The organism is Halobacillus sp. ABA4_118 (genome assembly GCF_056160205.1).
The window spans coordinates 2,915,486-2,931,015 of the sequence record NZ_JBSWWS010000001.1; the positions used below are offsets into that span (position 1 = coordinate 2,915,486).

At 47.4% G+C, this 15,530-nt stretch carries 17 protein-coding genes and 1 riboswitch; of the genes, 11 read left to right on the forward strand and 6 right to left on the reverse strand.

Translation table 11 applies throughout. The features are described 5' to 3' along the window. Positions 1–27 precede the first annotated feature (27 nt). On the reverse strand, positions 28–1,494 hold the full coding sequence (locus ACXAGL_RS14745; RefSeq protein WP_474968095.1) for a flavin monoamine oxidase family protein: 1,467 nt from the start codon (positions 1,492–1,494) through the stop codon (positions 28–30). Between the two features lie 125 nt (positions 1,495–1,619). Here ACXAGL_RS14745 and ACXAGL_RS14750 point away from each other — a divergent pair, with 125 nt between their 5' ends. Then, complete coding sequence (locus ACXAGL_RS14750) at positions 1,620–2,273, forward strand: SIMPL domain-containing protein (protein WP_474991573.1); 654 nt, start codon at positions 1,620–1,622, stop codon at positions 2,271–2,273. 124 nt (positions 2,274–2,397) lie between these two features. Further along, entirely contained in the window at positions 2,398–3,198 is an 801-nt protein-coding gene (zupT, locus tag ACXAGL_RS14755) for a zinc transporter ZupT (RefSeq protein WP_474968098.1), read from the forward strand. Between the two features lie 511 nt (positions 3,199–3,709). Here the strand turns inward: zupT and ACXAGL_RS14760 are convergent. Together ACXAGL_RS14760 and yfkAB are read right to left on the reverse strand one after the other, a co-directional pair. Continuing rightward, complete coding sequence (locus ACXAGL_RS14760; protein WP_474991574.1) at positions 3,710–4,294, reverse strand: YgjP-like metallopeptidase domain-containing protein; 585 nt, start codon at positions 4,292–4,294, stop codon at positions 3,710–3,712. A 74-nt stretch (positions 4,295–4,368) separates the two neighbouring features. Next, complete coding sequence (gene yfkAB / locus ACXAGL_RS14765) at positions 4,369–5,493, reverse strand: radical SAM/CxCxxxxC motif protein YfkAB (protein ID WP_474968100.1); 1,125 nt, start codon at positions 5,491–5,493, stop codon at positions 4,369–4,371. Positions 5,494–5,692: 199 nt separating this feature from the next. On the opposite strand from yfkAB, the gene ACXAGL_RS14770 reads away from it, so the two are divergent. The 4 genes from ACXAGL_RS14770 to ACXAGL_RS14785 all read left to right on the forward strand — a co-directional run bounded on the left by ACXAGL_RS14770 (position 5,693) and on the right by ACXAGL_RS14785 (position 9,681). Then, positions 5,693–6,577 carry an SDR family oxidoreductase gene (locus tag ACXAGL_RS14770; RefSeq protein ID WP_474968101.1) on the forward strand — a complete coding sequence of 295 codons (885 nt, stop codon included), beginning with the start codon at positions 5,693–5,695 and terminating at the stop codon, positions 6,575–6,577. Continuing rightward, on the forward strand, positions 6,555–7,301 hold the full coding sequence (locus ACXAGL_RS14775; RefSeq protein ID WP_474968102.1) for an alpha/beta hydrolase: 747 nt from the start codon (positions 6,555–6,557) through the stop codon (positions 7,299–7,301). The genes ACXAGL_RS14770 and ACXAGL_RS14775 overlap by 23 nt, the downstream gene beginning before the upstream one ends. Positions 7,302–7,382: 81 nt before the next feature. Further along, positions 7,383–7,481: riboswitch (TPP riboswitch) on the forward strand. An 87-nt stretch (positions 7,482–7,568) separates the two neighbouring features. Next, positions 7,569–8,135, forward strand: a complete 567-nt coding sequence (gene thiT / locus ACXAGL_RS14780) for an energy-coupled thiamine transporter ThiT (RefSeq protein ID WP_474991576.1) — start codon at positions 7,569–7,571, stop codon at positions 8,133–8,135. A gap of 100 nt (positions 8,136–8,235) precedes the next feature. Next, complete coding sequence (locus tag ACXAGL_RS14785; RefSeq protein ID WP_474971704.1) at positions 8,236–9,681, forward strand: phospholipase D family protein; 1,446 nt, start codon at positions 8,236–8,238, stop codon at positions 9,679–9,681. Between the two features lie 42 nt (positions 9,682–9,723). On the opposite strand, the gene ACXAGL_RS14790 is transcribed toward ACXAGL_RS14785, so the two are convergent. Then, positions 9,724–10,074, reverse strand: coding sequence for a YflT domain-containing protein (locus ACXAGL_RS14790; protein WP_474968105.1), 351 nt, complete (start codon positions 10,072–10,074; stop codon positions 9,724–9,726). Between the two features lie 134 nt (positions 10,075–10,208). On the opposite strand from ACXAGL_RS14790, the gene ACXAGL_RS14795 reads away from it, so the two are divergent. The 4 genes from ACXAGL_RS14795 to ACXAGL_RS14810 all read left to right on the forward strand — a co-directional run bounded on the left by ACXAGL_RS14795 (position 10,209) and on the right by ACXAGL_RS14810 (position 12,782). Further along, positions 10,209–11,090: a DUF1028 domain-containing protein gene (locus ACXAGL_RS14795; protein ID WP_474991577.1), complete on the forward strand. Its 882-nt coding sequence runs from the start codon at positions 10,209–10,211 to the stop codon at positions 11,088–11,090. An 18-nt stretch (positions 11,091–11,108) separates the two neighbouring features. Beyond that, positions 11,109–11,480 carry a hypothetical protein gene (locus tag ACXAGL_RS14800; protein ID WP_474968107.1) on the forward strand — a complete coding sequence of 124 codons (372 nt, stop codon included), beginning with the start codon at positions 11,109–11,111 and terminating at the stop codon, positions 11,478–11,480. Between the two features lie 470 nt (positions 11,481–11,950). After that, a complete protein-coding gene (locus ACXAGL_RS14805; RefSeq protein ID WP_474991578.1) occupies positions 11,951–12,163 on the forward strand; it encodes a hypothetical protein in 213 nt (70 codons plus the stop codon). Positions 12,164–12,362: 199 nt separating this feature from the next. After that, entirely contained in the window at positions 12,363–12,782 is a 420-nt protein-coding gene (locus tag ACXAGL_RS14810; RefSeq protein ID WP_474991579.1) for an RDD family protein, read from the forward strand. Positions 12,783–12,973: 191 nt separating this feature from the next. On the opposite strand, the gene ACXAGL_RS14815 is transcribed toward ACXAGL_RS14810, so the two are convergent. Together ACXAGL_RS14815 and trxA are read right to left on the reverse strand one after the other, a co-directional pair. Then, positions 12,974–13,831 carry an alpha/beta fold hydrolase gene (locus ACXAGL_RS14815; protein WP_474991581.1) on the reverse strand — a complete coding sequence of 286 codons (858 nt, stop codon included), beginning with the start codon at positions 13,829–13,831 and terminating at the stop codon, positions 12,974–12,976. Between the two features lie 41 nt (positions 13,832–13,872). Next, positions 13,873–14,187 (reverse strand): thioredoxin, encoded by a 315-nt coding sequence (trxA, locus tag ACXAGL_RS14820; RefSeq protein ID WP_474991582.1) that lies wholly within the window; start codon positions 14,185–14,187, stop codon positions 13,873–13,875. A 245-nt stretch (positions 14,188–14,432) separates the two neighbouring features. Between trxA and ACXAGL_RS14825 the strand changes: the two genes are divergently transcribed. Continuing rightward, complete coding sequence (locus ACXAGL_RS14825) at positions 14,433–15,209, forward strand: hypothetical protein (protein ID WP_474991583.1); 777 nt, start codon at positions 14,433–14,435, stop codon at positions 15,207–15,209. Positions 15,210–15,530: the final 321 nt, after the last annotated feature.

The following is a 15,530-nucleotide window of genomic DNA, read 5'->3' on the forward strand; positions in this document are numbered from 1 at the left end:
CCGCTCATGATAAGAGCGGTGGTTTTTTTATCGGTTATGGATTTCTACAGCGCCCCGGATGCCTGATTCAATAGCCCCTTCAATCCATCCGTGGTAGGAGGAGGTGTGTTCGCCGGCGAAATGGATGCGGCCTTCCGGCAGAGGGATGATGTCCTCCAAATCCCTGCTCTGACCCGGAGTGAAAAGGGTGAAACAGCCCGCAGAGTATGGGTTTCGGCTCCAGTTGTAGACGATGCTGGTCATATACGTATCATAGACGACCCGTCCGTATACCTTGGCAAGGTCGCTCATCACTTCCTCTACGGCCTGCTTTTTACTGAGGCTGTTGAATAACAGCGCATTCTGTCCCCACGTGTAGCTGGCAAGCAGAATTCCCGGCCCAGGTTTTCCACCGTCATGGCTGGGCTGGTAAATGAAGCGGGAGGGATAATCGGTGATGATGTTCCCGACCGGATACTGCTCCCAGAATTTATATGAAAATTCTATGCCTATTTTTACAGCTGGAACATTGATGATTTCGTGGATCGCCGCCCATTTTTTTATGGAAATCGTGTCATACGGACGGACGTCGATCCATTGGAAAGTCGTAAAAGGAATGGTCGTCAGGACATAATCTCCGGTCCAGGTGGAATAGCCTCCGGTTTTTTCATTCTTTGACACGACCTGTACGCCATCTTTGTAATGATTGATTGCAACGGCCCGTTCGCAGAAGTAGATGGCGGAGGAGAGCTCCGGGTAAAAGGCCCATGGCAGCCGGTCATTCCCGCCTTTGATTTCCCTGAATTTCGTATCCCCTTGGAAGATTGGAAACGTAATGTCAGTGAGGATGTTCAGAAATGCGAATTCCGGGAAACCTTCAATTCCAAGCAGGACCTTGATTTTCCTCACAGCATTTAAAGACATGGAGGGGCCGTAGGGGTTGTTCCTTAAATATTCACTCATGGAAAGGTCCGAATAGCGGTCTCTGAGGTGTTCTTTTTCAGCATCACTGCTGTGGTTATAAACATCAAGAAACGGCTGGACGGCTGACAGAAACAGTTCTTTGGCCGTTTTGCCCTGCTCCTCCGAATCTACAGGAAAATCAAGAATGGCAGGGTTTTGTTCATAAATGCGGTGATACACTTTTTTTCCATTAATCAACAAGAGGTCATTTTTCCGCGTGTTTTGAAAAGGATTGGTTTCCAGTCCGAATTTGTCGACATACGCATATACAAGCTTATGATTGGTCGGTATCCGCATCGCTCCGACATCGAGGTAATTGCCATTCGTGAACGGGGCACGGACCGTATAGACTCTTCCGCCCAGACGGCTGTCAGCTTCAAGGATGGTCACCTTATGACCGGCATCCTTTAATAAACCAGCTGCCGACAGTCCGGCCATGCCGGCACCGATAATGATCACCCGCTTCTTTTGAGCAGACGGCGAAAGACCCTTATGGATGATACGGAGAAAATCATCTGGATATGTAAAGCCCTCGGATTGATAATTCGTCATGGAAAACACCCCCTTTTATGGTTATTCAGTCCATTTAATGAACAGTACGGTTCTATGGATGTAATTTCCAACGTGCATATTCATAGTGAGCCGCACATGAATTAGTAAAGGGGGGGGAATGGCCGATGTATCAATTATTCCGACAGGACGGATCTGACAGGCAGATCCGAGTCCAGGGATCAGGAAGTGTTAAAGTGAAGCCGGATACAGCCGTTGTTCAGCTCGGTGTTGTGACGGAAGGGACCGATCTCACCTCGGTTCAGAATGAAAATGCAGCGGTCACCAGCATGGTGAAAAATCAGCTGATGGCTGCAGGTGTGGACGAGACGAATATTCAAACATCCGATTATTCCGTGTTTCCGCAGTACGATTATGTGGATGGGAAACAGGTGTTCCGAGGATATCAGGTTTCCCATATGTTGACCGTGACCGTAGATGATATTGAACAGACAGGCGCAGTCATTGATGCTGCCGTCCAAAGTGGTGCCAACCGGGTGACGAACATCGAGTTTACGGTGAGTCAGTCTTATTACTATTATCAAAAGGCCCTTCAAATCGCCCTCGGGCAGGCTCTTGCCACAGCACAGACGATCGCGAATACGATGAATGTGAGGCTTGACCAGCAGCCGGTCCGTATTGTCGAGGAAAAAAGTCCGGACGTCTCTCCTCTTCAGCCTTATGCCAAAACACAGGCGCTCAGTGAGAGTGCTGTACCGATCGAGCCGGGGATGATGGAGATTACAGCCCGGGTGGATGTCTGGTTTCCATTTTATCCTTAAAACACAGGGACTTTGACTGTGTTTTTTTATATGGAGAAAAAGGTCTTGGTTTAAAATGTTGTGCCGAGGAAAAACATCCATTACAATGGGCAGTAACAGATGTTCGCAGGTAAGGAGAGGTCACATGGAAAACTTACTGCTCGCTTTCGGTCTCACCCTGTTTGCAGGGCTTGCTACCGGAGTAGGGAGCATACTCGCATTTTTCACATCAACAACAAACACACGATTTTTATCTTTGTCACTCGGTTTTTCGGCCGGAGTGATGATTTACGTATCCATGATCGAAATTTTCTTCAAGGCCCAGGACTCCCTCATAAGTGCGCTCGGAAATGAAATGGGCCAGTGGATTACAGTGGTGTCCTTTTTCGGAGGCATGCTGCTTATTGCTCTCATCGATAAAGTGATCCCGAAAGCAGGCAACCCTCACGAAGTGAAAAAGGTCGAGGATATGACACAGGACAAGCAGAAGGACCGCGATCTTTTGAAGATGGGAACGTTCACAGCCCTCGCCATTGCGATCCACAACTTTCCGGAAGGGATTGCCACCTTCACAGCGGCATTGAATGACCCGGCACTTGGCATTGCCATTGCCACCGCTATTGCGATCCATAACATCCCGGAGGGAATTGCGGTCTCTGTACCGATTTATTTCGCCACAGGGGATAAGAAAAAGGCGTTCAACCTGTCCTTTTTAAGCGGGTTATCCGAGCCGATCGGGGCCATTCTTGCCTATCTTGTGCTTATGCCGTTTTTGAATGATATGGTTTTCGGAATCCTCTTCGCCGGAGTTGCCGGCATTATGGTATTTATATCTCTTGATGAACTGCTTCCGGCCTCAAGAAGGTACGGGGAGCCGCACTTATCTATTTACGGCGTTGTCGCCGGAATGGCAGTCATGGCCCTGAGCCTGCTGTTGTTTATTTAATGGCTCTGTTATTGCTTGGTGTTGTTATTTAACATGTGAGCTCCTATCACCCCTTTCTGTCATGGGATTTGTATGAGGCGGCCTTGGGAATGACTCCCTTTCCGTGGGGTACCGTGAGCCTCCTCAGGCTGCGCCTTCCGGGGTCTCACGATGCACCTTCATCCCACAGGAGTCTCGCCATTCCCAAGGCCGCCTCTTCAAAGAAGGGTAGTTAGAAAGGATATAACCGAAGTCCGTTACACCACTACGAAAGGGATGGCAGGGAAAACAGGTAGACTCCTGCGGGAAAAAGGAACAAGGTGAGACCCCGGAGAACGAAGTTCGAGGAGGCTCATCGTTCCCCGCGGAAAGCGGACGGTTTTCCCTGCCATCCCATGCTCTGAGTAAATAGCGGACCGGACCCCTACCAGACGGAAACGATTTAGTAATCGTTTAAAATATCAACCACAGACTTTAACAAAGCTTATTTAATAAAAATCCCCCGGCTGCCTGATGGCGTCCGGGGGATTTTTTAATACGTCTTTCCTGTATAAAGATCTTCGATGACGCTTTGGATAGCCGCTTTTTTCCGCTGGATCAGCCGCCAGTTGATGGTGATGGATTCCTCCTGTCTGCTTCCAAGACGGGTAAGGTCATCCTCGACTTCGACCGTATGCGTGCTCAGTGCCTTGAATTTTTCAGCGGCTTTATCCTTGAGCCAGGCGGTCATGTGCTCATTCAATTGAGCAGTCTGCTCATCTTTGGAAGCGGGGGAGGTGCAGAATTTAAACTTTCCCTGCTGGAATGAAAGGGTCGTCTTTTCTGAGTCTGTCTGCTCAAATAACAGCTTATAGGAGCGGCCGAGATAGGTGATTTTCTGTCCTTCTTCCAATGAGAAAGGTCCAAGGTAGAGGTCTTCGTGCGTTTTCTGCCAATGATTGATGATCCAGTCGGCTTTCTTTTCTACAAACGCATGGACTTTCTCATCCGATTTCTCCTCAGGCGCCGTCACCTGGACCCCGTTCAGATCATCCAGGTAAATTTTCGTGAACTGCAGCTGCGGCTGTTTATGGACGGTATATTGGATCGTTGTCTGATTATGCTGTAGGAGCGGCATATCAAGACCTCCTTTACATGTCGGTGATGTTGTAAAAAAACAGTGCCCCTGAATAGAGGAGCACTGCTTGGAGATTACAGGGTGATTTTCGCTTCCCGCTTCTGAAAATCGACGTCCTGGTAATACGAGTTCTTCACAAGAACGTTTGGACCGAGGCATTCCACCGCCGGGCAGTGACAGTTGAGGCTTTTCGCCGTGTCGGTCTGCATCCACTGTTGGTATGCGTCTTCCAGGGAAGTGTCCTGAATGTTGCCAAGACCAGGCTCGTCCCCGAAGTCGGTGACGATAATGTCGCCGCTGAATATGTTGACATTCAAGCGGGAGCGCCCATCCGGGTCGTTCCTTACCGTCACATTTTTCGCGCTGTACAGGCGCTTCAGCATGTCCAGATCCTCATCATTGGTGCTGCATGGATAATAAGGCAGGGTGCCGAACAGCATCCACGTATCTTCATCGCGGTGATCAAGCAGACGGTTGATTCCTGTACGCATATCCTCAAGGCTCAGCGTTTCAAGAGCACTGGCGAAGTCCACCGGGTACATCGGATGGATTTCATGCCTTGCACACTTCATTTCCTTCACATGATCGTGGATCGCTTCCAGGTAAGGGAAGGTGCGTCGGTTCAGCATCGTTTCCGCGGATACCATCACGCCTTCATCCGCGAGACGCTGGGAGTTCTCCACCATCCGGTCGAAGAATTTCTTCCGGTTTTCCTCGGAAGGCTTGCGCTCCATGCGGGCGAATCCGGTGTGGATGAATTCTTCAAGCGTTCCCCAGTTATGCGAAATATGTAAAACATCAAGATAGGGGATGATCGGGATATAGCGCTCATAAGGAAGCGTCAAGTTGGAATTGATCTGTGTGCGTACGCCGCGTTCATGAGCGTATTTCAACAGGGGCAGCACATAGTTTTCGACGGATTTTTTCGACATCATCGGCTCCCCGCCGGTAATGCTCAAAGTCCTCAGATGAGGAATCTCGTCCAGTCGCTTCCGGATCAAATCCATCGGCAGCGCTTCGGGGTCCCTCTGCTGCAGGGTATATCCGACCGCACAGTGCTCGCAGCGCATATTGCACAGCGTCGTCGTCGTAAATTCAATATTGGATAACGTCATATGCCCGTGTTCCTTCACGTCCATGTAGGCTTCCCACGGGTCAAACTCAGGTGTAAGCTTCTGAAGCTTCATGTTGGTACTCATAAAATATGAAACTTCCTTTCTATTTAATTGATTCGGTCTTAACCTTTCCTATTCTAACATTATTCAAGCTCGAACTATACCATTCCTTCTTGACGAACGTGAAAAAGAAGCAGGAAACGCCTGCATATCGAAAAAGGAGTTTCCCCGTGTGACAACGAAAGGAAAAGGGTAGACGAATAGATAAAGGAGGACACCATCGATGCAGCCAACCGTTATGATTACCGGATCCTCCAGCGGATTCGGACAGCAGACCGCTGTGAAATGTGCAGAGAAAGGCTTCCGTGTCATTGCAACAATGCGGAATATGGAAAAAGCGTCGGTTTTCCAAAACGCAGACCTGACGGAAGACGTGAAGCAGAAGATTGAAGTGTGGCAGCTGGATGTCACGGATGATACCTCGATTGAACGTTTTAAGGAAAAAGCAGAACAACTGGAGCGGGTGGATGTGCTCGTGAACAACGCGGGCTATGCGGTAGGAGGGTTCCTGGAACAGGTCCCACTTGAGGAATACCGCCGGCAGTTCGATACGAACGTCTTTGGTGTTATAGCCGTCACGAAGGCTGTTCTGCCCGTCATGAGGCGCCAAGGGTCCGGAAAAATACTAAATGTCAGCAGTGTCAGTGGATTGATCGGTTTTCCGGGGCTATCGGCGTATGTATCGTCCAAGCATGCGCTGGAAGGACTTTCTGAAAGCCTGCGCTTTGAACTGCAGCCATTCGGCATTGATGTCGCGTTGATTGAACCAGGCTCTTTTCAGACGAATATCTGGTCGTCCGGTATGAAGCTTCCAGAGGAAGTACACAATCCTTCGTCGCCTTATGCTTCCTACATAAAAGGACTGTGGAGCGCTTTGAACGAAGAGTCACGGGCCCAGCCGGCTTCCGTCGCCGACCTCATGACAGGACTGATCCAAAAAGACAAGCTGAAAAAACTGCGTTATCCAGTCGGAGCGGGCGTCCGGACCAACGTGCTTTTGAAAAGGCTTCTTCCATGGGCATGGCTCGAAAAGGCGGTATTGAAACGGATATTAGGTTCCACCAAAACAAAAGGAGGAAAACCAGATGGCCGAGTACAGCATTCTTGATGGGGCAGAGGAAATCAAATACGAGGGCAATGAGGTGGGGATACTCGTCTCCCACGGGTTCACAGGGACGACCCAGAGCATGCGTCCGCTCGCAGAAGCATACGCACGCGAAGGCTATACCGTTTACTGTCCACGGTTGAAAGGACACGGCACAGCACCGGAGGATATGGAGACGACGTCCTATAAGGACTGGATCGAATCAGTGGAGAGCGCCTATCAATGGCTGAATGAACGGTGCAGTTCTATATTCGTCGTCGGTTTATCCATGGGAGGAACGCTTGCCCTTTATATGGCCGGTGAGCATAAGGACATCCAGGGGGTTATTCCGATCAATGCAGCAATCGACATCCCGGTGATGGAGGAGAGTGCGGCGACAGACGAACGTTTTCTTGATGCCATCGGCTCCGATATTAAAGACCCCGGCCAGGATGAACTGGCCTACGACAAAACACCGGTCAAATCCATTACCGAAATCACGGTCTTAATGGATCAGGTGAAAAAGCGGCTTGATACGATTCACTGCCCGATTCTGGTTTTCGTCTCGGATGAGGATCACGTCGTGCCGCCCAATAATTCAGAAGTGATCTTTGATTCGGTCTTTTCGGAGCACAAGGAGCTTGTCCATTTGGAAAACAGCTACCATGTCGCAACACTGGATCATGACCAGGATTTGATTGTTGAGCGCAGTCTGGAATTCTTCCAGATGTATACGAATACAAAATAGACTCCATTGCCCGGGAAATAAGTTTTGTCATCGGAGAGAAGTTTGATATAATAGAAGCATAGCAAGAAGAGTAATCGGTACAAAGCCTACAAGGGGAGCCTAGCGGCTGAGAGTGAACCTCGTTCAGACCCTTCGAACCTGTCAGTTAGTACTGGCGCAGGGATGGCGGCTTTTTTGATGGTGCAATGCATTCGGGATCCCTCCATCAGGAAGCGTCCCTGTCTGCATTGCTTTTTTTGTGTCTTTTTTTAAAGGAGGAATGCTGGAATGAGAAACCGCAGAGTCCTATTTTTAGTAGAAATTGCGATCTTTTCCGCATTAGCACTACTACTGGATATCCTTCCGTTTTTATCATTTAAATTATGGGCCCAGGGCGGTTCCGTTTCGTTTGCAATGGTGCCGGTCTTCATTATGGCCTTCCGCTGGGGCGTGAAGGGAGGCGCGGCGACTGGACTGCTGCTCGGCATCTATCAGATTTTGACCGGTGCCTATATCATCACCCCTTTGCAGACGCTGTTGGACTACATTGTGGCGTTTGCGGTGATCGGTGCGGCAGGAATCGTGGCCAAACCGCTTTGGAATGCGATCCGCTCCAAGGAAACGAAAGCTCTCGTCGGGTGGATCATCGCGGGGTGCTTTATCGGCAGTGTACTCCGCTTCTTCGGTCACTTCGCAGCAGGGATCATCTTTTACGGTGAGTTTGCGCCGGAAGGACAGCCGGTCTGGCTGTACTCCCTCGTTTATAATGGCGGATACATGCTGCCTGCGTTTATCTTAAGCGCCATCGTAATCAGCCTTTTGTTCATACAGCGTCCAAAGCTTGTGCTTCATTAAATGAGGAAAGTCTTCTGCCCCTGCGGTAGAAGGCTTTTTTTTCCATGTTTGAAACACCCCCGGGTAGTGAAAAGACAGGCAGAGACCAGGGGGGATAAGAATGAAAAAAATAAAGGGGTTATTAAAGAAGAAATGGGTCTGGCTGCTGCTTTTGATCGTGCTGATCCTTTCGGTCATGATTGCCTATCATACCTCATGGAAAGCGCTCCCGGAAGGCGTTTCCTACGAGGGCGGTGTCCATCAGATGGAGGATATCGAGTTTTTCCGTGACCTCTCCTATGAGAATCAAGAGGGGGATACGGTTCATGATCTTCAGGTTTTTGAGGAGATGTATGCCACTATAGGGGAAGCGGATGATTTTATTGTCGCTGATATGTTTCTTTTCAACGGCTACACGAACGGGAAAAATGAATTTCCCGAAATCAGCAGTCGTCTCGTGGACGCTGTATTAGAAAGAAAAGAAGAAGTGCCTGAGCTTGAAGTCGTGTTTATTACCGACCAAATCAATACCATTTACGGCTCCTATGAATCGGAAACAATCCGCCGCCTGGAAGATGGCGGGGTGAACGTCGTCTTAACCAATCTGGACAAACTGAGAGATTCCAATCCGTTATACTCGAGTGCGTGGCGTCTGATGTTTTCCTGGATGGGTAACGGAGGAGAAGGGTGGATCGGCAATCCGATTGCCAAGGAGGCCCCTGACGTGACGCTTCGATCCTACATGAAGCTGTTGAATATTAAGGCGAACCACCGGAAGCTGCTTGTGACTGAGGATTCAGCCGTTGTATCCACGGCTAACCCTCATGATGCCAGTGGGTACCATGAGAACGTCGCTTTCAAAATGGACGGTCCGATTATAGAGGATATTTTGGAAGCAGAAGAAGCGGTGGCCCGCTATTCCGGCGGGGAATTCATCGACTACAGCAGCTATGAATGGGAAGAGCAGGAAGGACCGCTTCAGACACAGTTCGTGACCGAAGGAAAGATCTATGACGCCGTGCTGGAAGAGCTGGAGGACGCTGGTAAAGGGGATGACGTATGGATCGGGATGTATTATTTAGCGGATAAAAAGGTGACCGCCCGGATCGATGAAGCGGCCAACCGCGGGGCTGAAGTACGCATCATTATGGATCCCAATAAAACCGCGTTCGGCCATGAGAAGCCGGGGCTCCCCAATTTGCCGGTGGCTGCCGAGCTGAAGAACCTCGGAAATGAGAACATCAAGCTGCGCTGGTATGACACGAACGTCGAGCAGTATCATACGAAAATGCTGTATATAGATGGGCCGGATGATGACGCCATCGTCGCCGGTTCCGCCAACTATACGAGAAGAAACCTGTCCAACCTTAACCTGGAAGCGGATGTCGTCATCCACGGGCCCGGGGAGGAGGAGGTCTTCCAGGAGGTCAACGATTACTTCACGAGGATCTGGTCCAATGAAGACGGCCATTATACAACCGACTATGAAACCTACCAGGACAATCTGACGTCCATCCGCTATGCTACGTATTATCTGCAGAAGTGGACATGGTTTACAACTTATTAAACAGAAGCCCCTGACGCATGTTTTGCGTCAGGGGCTTTTTTATCAGGAGAGAATTGCCTGAGCTTTTGCAGGATTGGTTATGATGAGAAGTACTTTTCCTTCATCCAGGTCTTCTTCATATTGTCCAGCTTCTTCTTTGGAGAATCCGATTTCCTGCATCTTTGTGCGGAGCTCATCGCCTTTTTTACTGAAGATATTCGTGATGACGCTTTTCGCATCCTGCTCGGAAGCACCAATCGTATTCGCATTCACACTCTTCGAAATCCGTTCGGTCCGGTCATCATCATGGGACAGGATGTAAATCTCTTCGTTATCAATGCCTTCGTTCTTCAGTTTTTCTACCATATCCTTCAACTGTTCATCATTTGTGTATTCACGTACAAGTGGTTTCATTTTTTCACCGCTCCTTTTTTTATATCATGTTCTACAGTGAAATTACCCGTTATTTTCTATTGTTAATCGGAATATGGGAAGAGAAGGAAATCTGAATGTGTTGTCGAATGGTAAGGATATTGGAGGGAAAAGAGATGAACAATCAGATCATTGCTACATTTTCGATCGCCGCCTGTGACCCCGGCCGTGAGGAATGGGGCGTGGCCGTACAGTCCAAGTTTTTAGGCGTCGGCTCCGTCGTTCCATGGGCGAAAGCAGGTGTGGGAGCGGTGGCCACCCAGGCTTTTGCCAACCCTGCCTACGGTCCGGAAGGGTTGAAACTCCTTGAGGCAGGGTTGTCTGCGGAGGAAGTCATCGAAAAGTTAACGGACGAAGACCTTCAAAAGGAAGACCGTCAAGTCGGAGTTGTCGACCGTTCCGGTCAGGCAGCGACTTTTACCGGGAAAGGCTGTTATGACTGGGCTGGGGGAATCACAGGGAAGCATTATGCGGCTCAAGGAAACATATTAGTAAATGAAGAAACGGTGACCCATATGGGACATGCGTTTGAACAATCGGAAGGCCCCCTGGCCGAACGTCTCATTAGAGCCATCCAAGCGGCGCAGGAAGCAGGGGGAGACAGCAGAGGAAAGCAGTCGGCGGCCGTGCTCGTCGTTCGTGATCAAGCAGGCTACGGCGGACTAAGCGATGTCGCTGTAGATCTCAGAGTGGACGATCATCCTGAGCCGATCAAGGAACTGGAGCGGATTTACCAGCTGCACCAATTGTACTTTGGTGAAACGAAGGAAGAGGATGTCCAGCTGATCGATGAAGATGTAAAAAGGGAAATGGTAGGCCATTTAGTCCGTCTTTGCTGCCTTGAAAGTAAGGAAGTTGATGACGAGGTGTTCTATGAATCCTGGACGACGTACCTGCATACCGAAAACTTCGAAGGTCGTGAGCTGGACCAGGGGAAAGTCGATCGGAAGGTGCTGGATTTTATGAAGAGTCAGCCAGGTAAAAGCGAAAGAAGATAAAGGAAGAGGGGATGGGGCATGGAGGTCGCAGCGATTACATCGGCCGTTTTATTTTGTTTCGTGGCTGTGTTTCAAGTGTTACTCGCGTCCGGTTTTCCGCTCGGGGAAGCGGCCATGGGGGGGTCCCACCGCGTCCTGCCGGCGAATTTGAGAGTCGCCAGCGCACTGAATGCCCTGCTGTTGGTTTTTATGGCCGGTATCGTTCTTCAGCATGCATTTCAATTCTCTGATCTGCTCCGATTTTTACCCACTACGATTCTCATGTGGGTAATCATCATTTTCATGGGCATCAACACATTGATGAACTTAATCTCAAGGAGTAAAAAGGAACGTCTGATCATGACTCCTGTTTCAGGCCTGTTGTTCATCCTATGTTTATGGGTGGTGTGATTTAAGGCGTCTCTTTGAGATAGGGAGAATGATCAACATAAGGGTTCCGGTTATTCTTACCAGCACCGGAACCCTTATTTTAAGAGAAAGCTACATAGCGATCCTTGTGGGGGATCAAATCAGGACGTCTCTTTGCGGATGTTTACGTATTTTTTTACATAGATCAACAAACTTAAAATAAACAAGGCTTGAATCAATCTAGTCAGCAGTCCGACTGAAATATGGGTGTTTATCGAGAATAGTATGAGGGGTTTTTGTATATTAAAGCCTAAAAAATATGGAGAAAGGTGTAGATTCCTGTCAGCCACATGAATACAAGCAGTGTTTTTTTCATAGTGGTCACCTTCCATCATGGTTTTATAAAAGAAAATTTGTCCTGTTTATATGGTAACATTACCCATTTTATGTATACTAGAGGAACGGCTGAAGGAAGCTCTGGATGATATTCATAACCTTTGGGAGGTGATTGAATGGGATTTTATTACTTTATTTTACTTGGCGTGGGGGTCGCGCTGGGAGTTTTGGGAGGAAAAAAACTCTTCCATTCCTCCACGAATCCTGCTGCTTGGGCTCAACTGGTCATTGGAGTCGTGTTCGCCGCTTCGTCTATCGTTTTGTTTCAGCCGGGCAGCTCAGATGTTATTTCACAGATGCTGCTGAAGCTGCAGGACTTTTTCTTTTGAAATACATGAAAAAAGAGAGGTTTTTCTTTGGAACTCATTGTATTTGGAGTTATCGCACTAACCAGTGTGTTCGTTATTATCCTTGGTCTTTTAAGCCTCAAGAGTGAAAAGGACACAAAGATCATCCGGCCGAGAACAATGGATATGGAAAATGCCCGTGTAATAAGAAGCTTCAATAAATTCTGTAAAGGATGATGATATGCCTTTCAGCCTTGATAAAGCAAGCTTCGGCATGAGGGTGCTGGCTGAAGTCATCGATGTCCTGCTTATCTATATTCCGATTGGAGTCTTTATACCATTCTTTTTTGGTATCCATAATGGTCCATATCAAGACATTTTGACAAGTGTCTTCTATATGATTTACTGCATCCTTTTACCAGTAGCGTGGCAGGGGTATGATGTTGGCAGAAGGATGATGTCGATAAAAGTGAAAAAAGAGAACGGGAATAAGCTGAACCTTCTTGACATGGTTTTTCGAGAGCTTTTAGGGAAGTATCTGCTTGGGGTGATAACGGGAGGACTCTCGATTATCATCAGTGCTCTGATGGTTGTGTTTCGTAAGGATAAAAAAGCTGTACATGACATGATCGCAGGAACTTATGTATCGAATGAAGGGTAGAAGCTGTTCCCAAGGGAGGGGTGCTTTTGAAATACACGTGGTGGTTTGTCATGGGAATTGTAGTTGGAGGGACCATTTCTTACATAGTAGGTCTTGAAGGTTTGGAGAGCATACAGGAAGCGCTCAAATCGTGGTGAATAGAGCAAAGAAGAAAAGCAGCGTCCTTCCGACGCTGCTTGTATTTTATTTTTTTATATGAACTTCTTAATTTCTGCACTGAATTCTTTCGGTGCTTCCTGAGGAACCCAGTGGGCGGACTCGTCAAATCTTACGAGTGTGCTGTCAGGCAGATCTTTAATGAGTTTTTCTGCTGTTTCCACCGGCTGCCACTCATCTTTTGTTCCCCATAGTAAAAGAACGGGCTGCTTGATGGTGGAAAGCTTCGACGTAATCGCAGTCGTTTCATTTGTATTCAATGCTGCGGCGTTACGTACGAGACTCAGTTTGCCTTCCTCGTGCAGGTAAGGGGCCATGATGCCCTGTAAAAAGGTTTCAGTCAGCTGTTCCGGATGAGCGAACACTTCTTTGTACGCTTTGGATAGAAAGGCTTCGAATTCCTGCGTGGACTCGTTCTTCTTGGAAGGGTGTCCCATCACGAGCATATCTTGAATCGGCCAGGAATCATAAGCGACGGAATTAGAAAGCACGAGCTTGTTAATACGTTCCGGTGCTTGAAGAGCAAGAAGCAAACCAACGCCTCCACCAATATCATGGGCAACAAGATTCACTTGTTCTAATTCCAATTCATCCATAAGCTTGAGTACCATATCCGCCTGTACATGAAGAGAGCGGTCGAACTGGTCACGCTGATCAGACTGTCCATAGCCGAGCAGGTCAGGTGCAATGACACGGTAATCCTCTTCAAGCTCCGGAATGACGCTCTGGTATAAGTAGGACCAGGTCGGGATGCCGTGTAAAAGCATTACAGGCGTACCTGAGCCCACATCCGTATAATTGACTTTAACCGGTTCCTCGACGATGCCTTCCAACATAACCGATTGTTGTCTTTGCTTAAACGTTTCTTCATTCATAGTTGCAGGTTGGTTCATTCTTATACCTCCCAGGATAATCGTATGATTGAGTTATTTATTTACGAATGTTTCTCGGCGATGCTGACAATTTCTTCTTTCGGTTTGAAACCGACTGCCTGATCGACAAGTTCTCCATCTTTGAAGAATAAGAGGGTTGGAACGCTCATCACACCATATTTCTGAGCAGTTTCCATATTTTCATCAATATCTACTTTTACAATGTTCATGTGATCTCCTTGTTCCTCATCAATTTCTTCCAGAACAGGAGCGATCATTTTACAAGGACCACACCATGGGGCGCCAAGGTCTGCGATAACGAGTCCGCTGCTTGTCTCCTGTGCAAATGTTTCATCTGTGGCGTTTCGAATAGCCATATTCCATTCCTCCTTGCATCGGTATAACCACTAAATAAATATTTAGTAGTTAGAAGGTTACATGATGCTGAAACTGACGTCAACTGATGAGGCATGGACTTTTTTAAGTATTTGATAAGATACGTCTGAATAGGGAGAATGGTTAAACGTACGATTTGTCTTCCACAGGCTTATCTGCTATTTTTTGTAAAAACAGAAATAATAAGAAAATGGCAGTTCAAATCGGTTAAGGTGGTGATTATTTGGTGGTTACAGAAGTGAATAGAAAACTTGGATTCTTGGTTATCAGCTTAAGTATTGCCTTGTTATTGCAGGGGTGCGGTATCGGTAATGGAAACTCGGCTCATGTAGATACCGCTGTTCAAAAAGTAAGCCATTTATACGAAACAAATGATTCGGAAAAGGTCAAGCAGGGAGAAGTTAGTAAGATTAAGCCATCGACAGACCAAGAAATGATAAATGAAGCTTTAGAAGCTATTGATAAGATTGACACAGGTGAGGGTGAGACTGATAAGAATGCTATAGTCGCTTTTGCACTCCGTTCTTCTGTTCAAAATGCACAAATCCAATTGAATGAACGAGAAGGTACTTCTAAATCCCTGGATAATCATTCAGGAAGTGGAGTATTAGAAAATGAATACCAACCAAGTAAGGAAGATGTGGTGTTGAAAGACAATCAATTGAAAAATAAAAATATATTGGAAGAATTCATGAATTCTGCTGGTGGTGAAAACGAAAACAATGACAGCGAAATCAGAGTAGTAAAGGATGAGGGGGACAAAGGTGTGCTGATTTATGATTTAGAGGCGAATTATGATGAAAATGCCGGTCAGAGCTGGATTTCAGTGAAACCTGATTTAAGTTATTACAGCGCTTCTGAAAATAGAGTGCAGGATGTTTTTAATACAAGACAACAATGCGGATATATGTCCAAAGACGAACAAAAAGGTTTTTATATATTGAATAATTGTCGTACACACTTGGCCTATCGATTTCTACCCATTGCAAATGGTGATGGATAGTCATGTATCTTAACCTAAATCTATGAAGCTGCGTTTTTACTGAGTAGGAATTTCTGTTTCTGTACTCTTGTGTAACGTAAAGAAGTACGATCTCCTGCTAAACGGAAGAACGTGCTTCTTTTTAACTTAAGATCTGTCTCTGATGAAGGGGATCTACTTATACACGACCCGTGACCATTATGAAAGGTACTCCATGACCCGTACTTTTTTAAAATTGGCTCTGTTATTGCTTGGTGTTGTTATGTAACATGTGAGCTCAGATCACCCCTTTCTGTCATGGGATTTGTAGGAGGCGGCCTTGGGAATGACTCCCTTTCCGTG

Bases quoted from the DNA above. Each gene is read 5' to 3' on its own strand.
- ACXAGL_RS14745 (WP_474968095.1), bottom strand. From the start codon at position 1,494: ATGACGAATTATCAATCCGAGGGCTTTACATATCCAGATGATTTTCTC.
- ACXAGL_RS14750 (WP_474991573.1), top strand. From the start codon at position 1,620: ATGTATCAATTATTCCGACAGGACGGATCTGACAGGCAGATCCGAGTC.
- zupT (WP_474968098.1), top strand. From the start codon at position 2,398: ATGGAAAACTTACTGCTCGCTTTCGGTCTCACCCTGTTTGCAGGGCTT.
- ACXAGL_RS14760 (WP_474991574.1), bottom strand. From the start codon at position 4,294: ATGCCGCTCCTACAGCATAATCAGACAACGATCCAATATACCGTCCAT.
- yfkAB (WP_474968100.1), bottom strand. From the start codon at position 5,493: ATGAGTACCAACATGAAGCTTCAGAAGCTTACACCTGAGTTTGACCCG.
- ACXAGL_RS14770 (WP_474968101.1), top strand. From the start codon at position 5,693: ATGCAGCCAACCGTTATGATTACCGGATCCTCCAGCGGATTCGGACAG.
- ACXAGL_RS14775 (WP_474968102.1), top strand. From the start codon at position 6,555: ATGGCCGAGTACAGCATTCTTGATGGGGCAGAGGAAATCAAATACGAG.
- thiT (WP_474991576.1), top strand. From the start codon at position 7,569: ATGAGAAACCGCAGAGTCCTATTTTTAGTAGAAATTGCGATCTTTTCC.
- ACXAGL_RS14785 (WP_474971704.1), top strand. From the start codon at position 8,236: ATGAAAAAAATAAAGGGGTTATTAAAGAAGAAATGGGTCTGGCTGCTG.
- ACXAGL_RS14790 (WP_474968105.1), bottom strand. From the start codon at position 10,074: ATGAAACCACTTGTACGTGAATACACAAATGATGAACAGTTGAAGGAT.
- ACXAGL_RS14795 (WP_474991577.1), top strand. From the start codon at position 10,209: ATGAACAATCAGATCATTGCTACATTTTCGATCGCCGCCTGTGACCCC.
- ACXAGL_RS14800 (WP_474968107.1), top strand. From the start codon at position 11,109: ATGGAGGTCGCAGCGATTACATCGGCCGTTTTATTTTGTTTCGTGGCT.
- ACXAGL_RS14805 (WP_474991578.1), top strand. From the start codon at position 11,951: ATGGGATTTTATTACTTTATTTTACTTGGCGTGGGGGTCGCGCTGGGA.
- ACXAGL_RS14810 (WP_474991579.1), top strand. From the start codon at position 12,363: ATGCCTTTCAGCCTTGATAAAGCAAGCTTCGGCATGAGGGTGCTGGCT.
- ACXAGL_RS14815 (WP_474991581.1), bottom strand. From the start codon at position 13,831: ATGAACCAACCTGCAACTATGAATGAAGAAACGTTTAAGCAAAGACAA.
- trxA (WP_474991582.1), bottom strand. From the start codon at position 14,187: ATGGCTATTCGAAACGCCACAGATGAAACATTTGCACAGGAGACAAGC.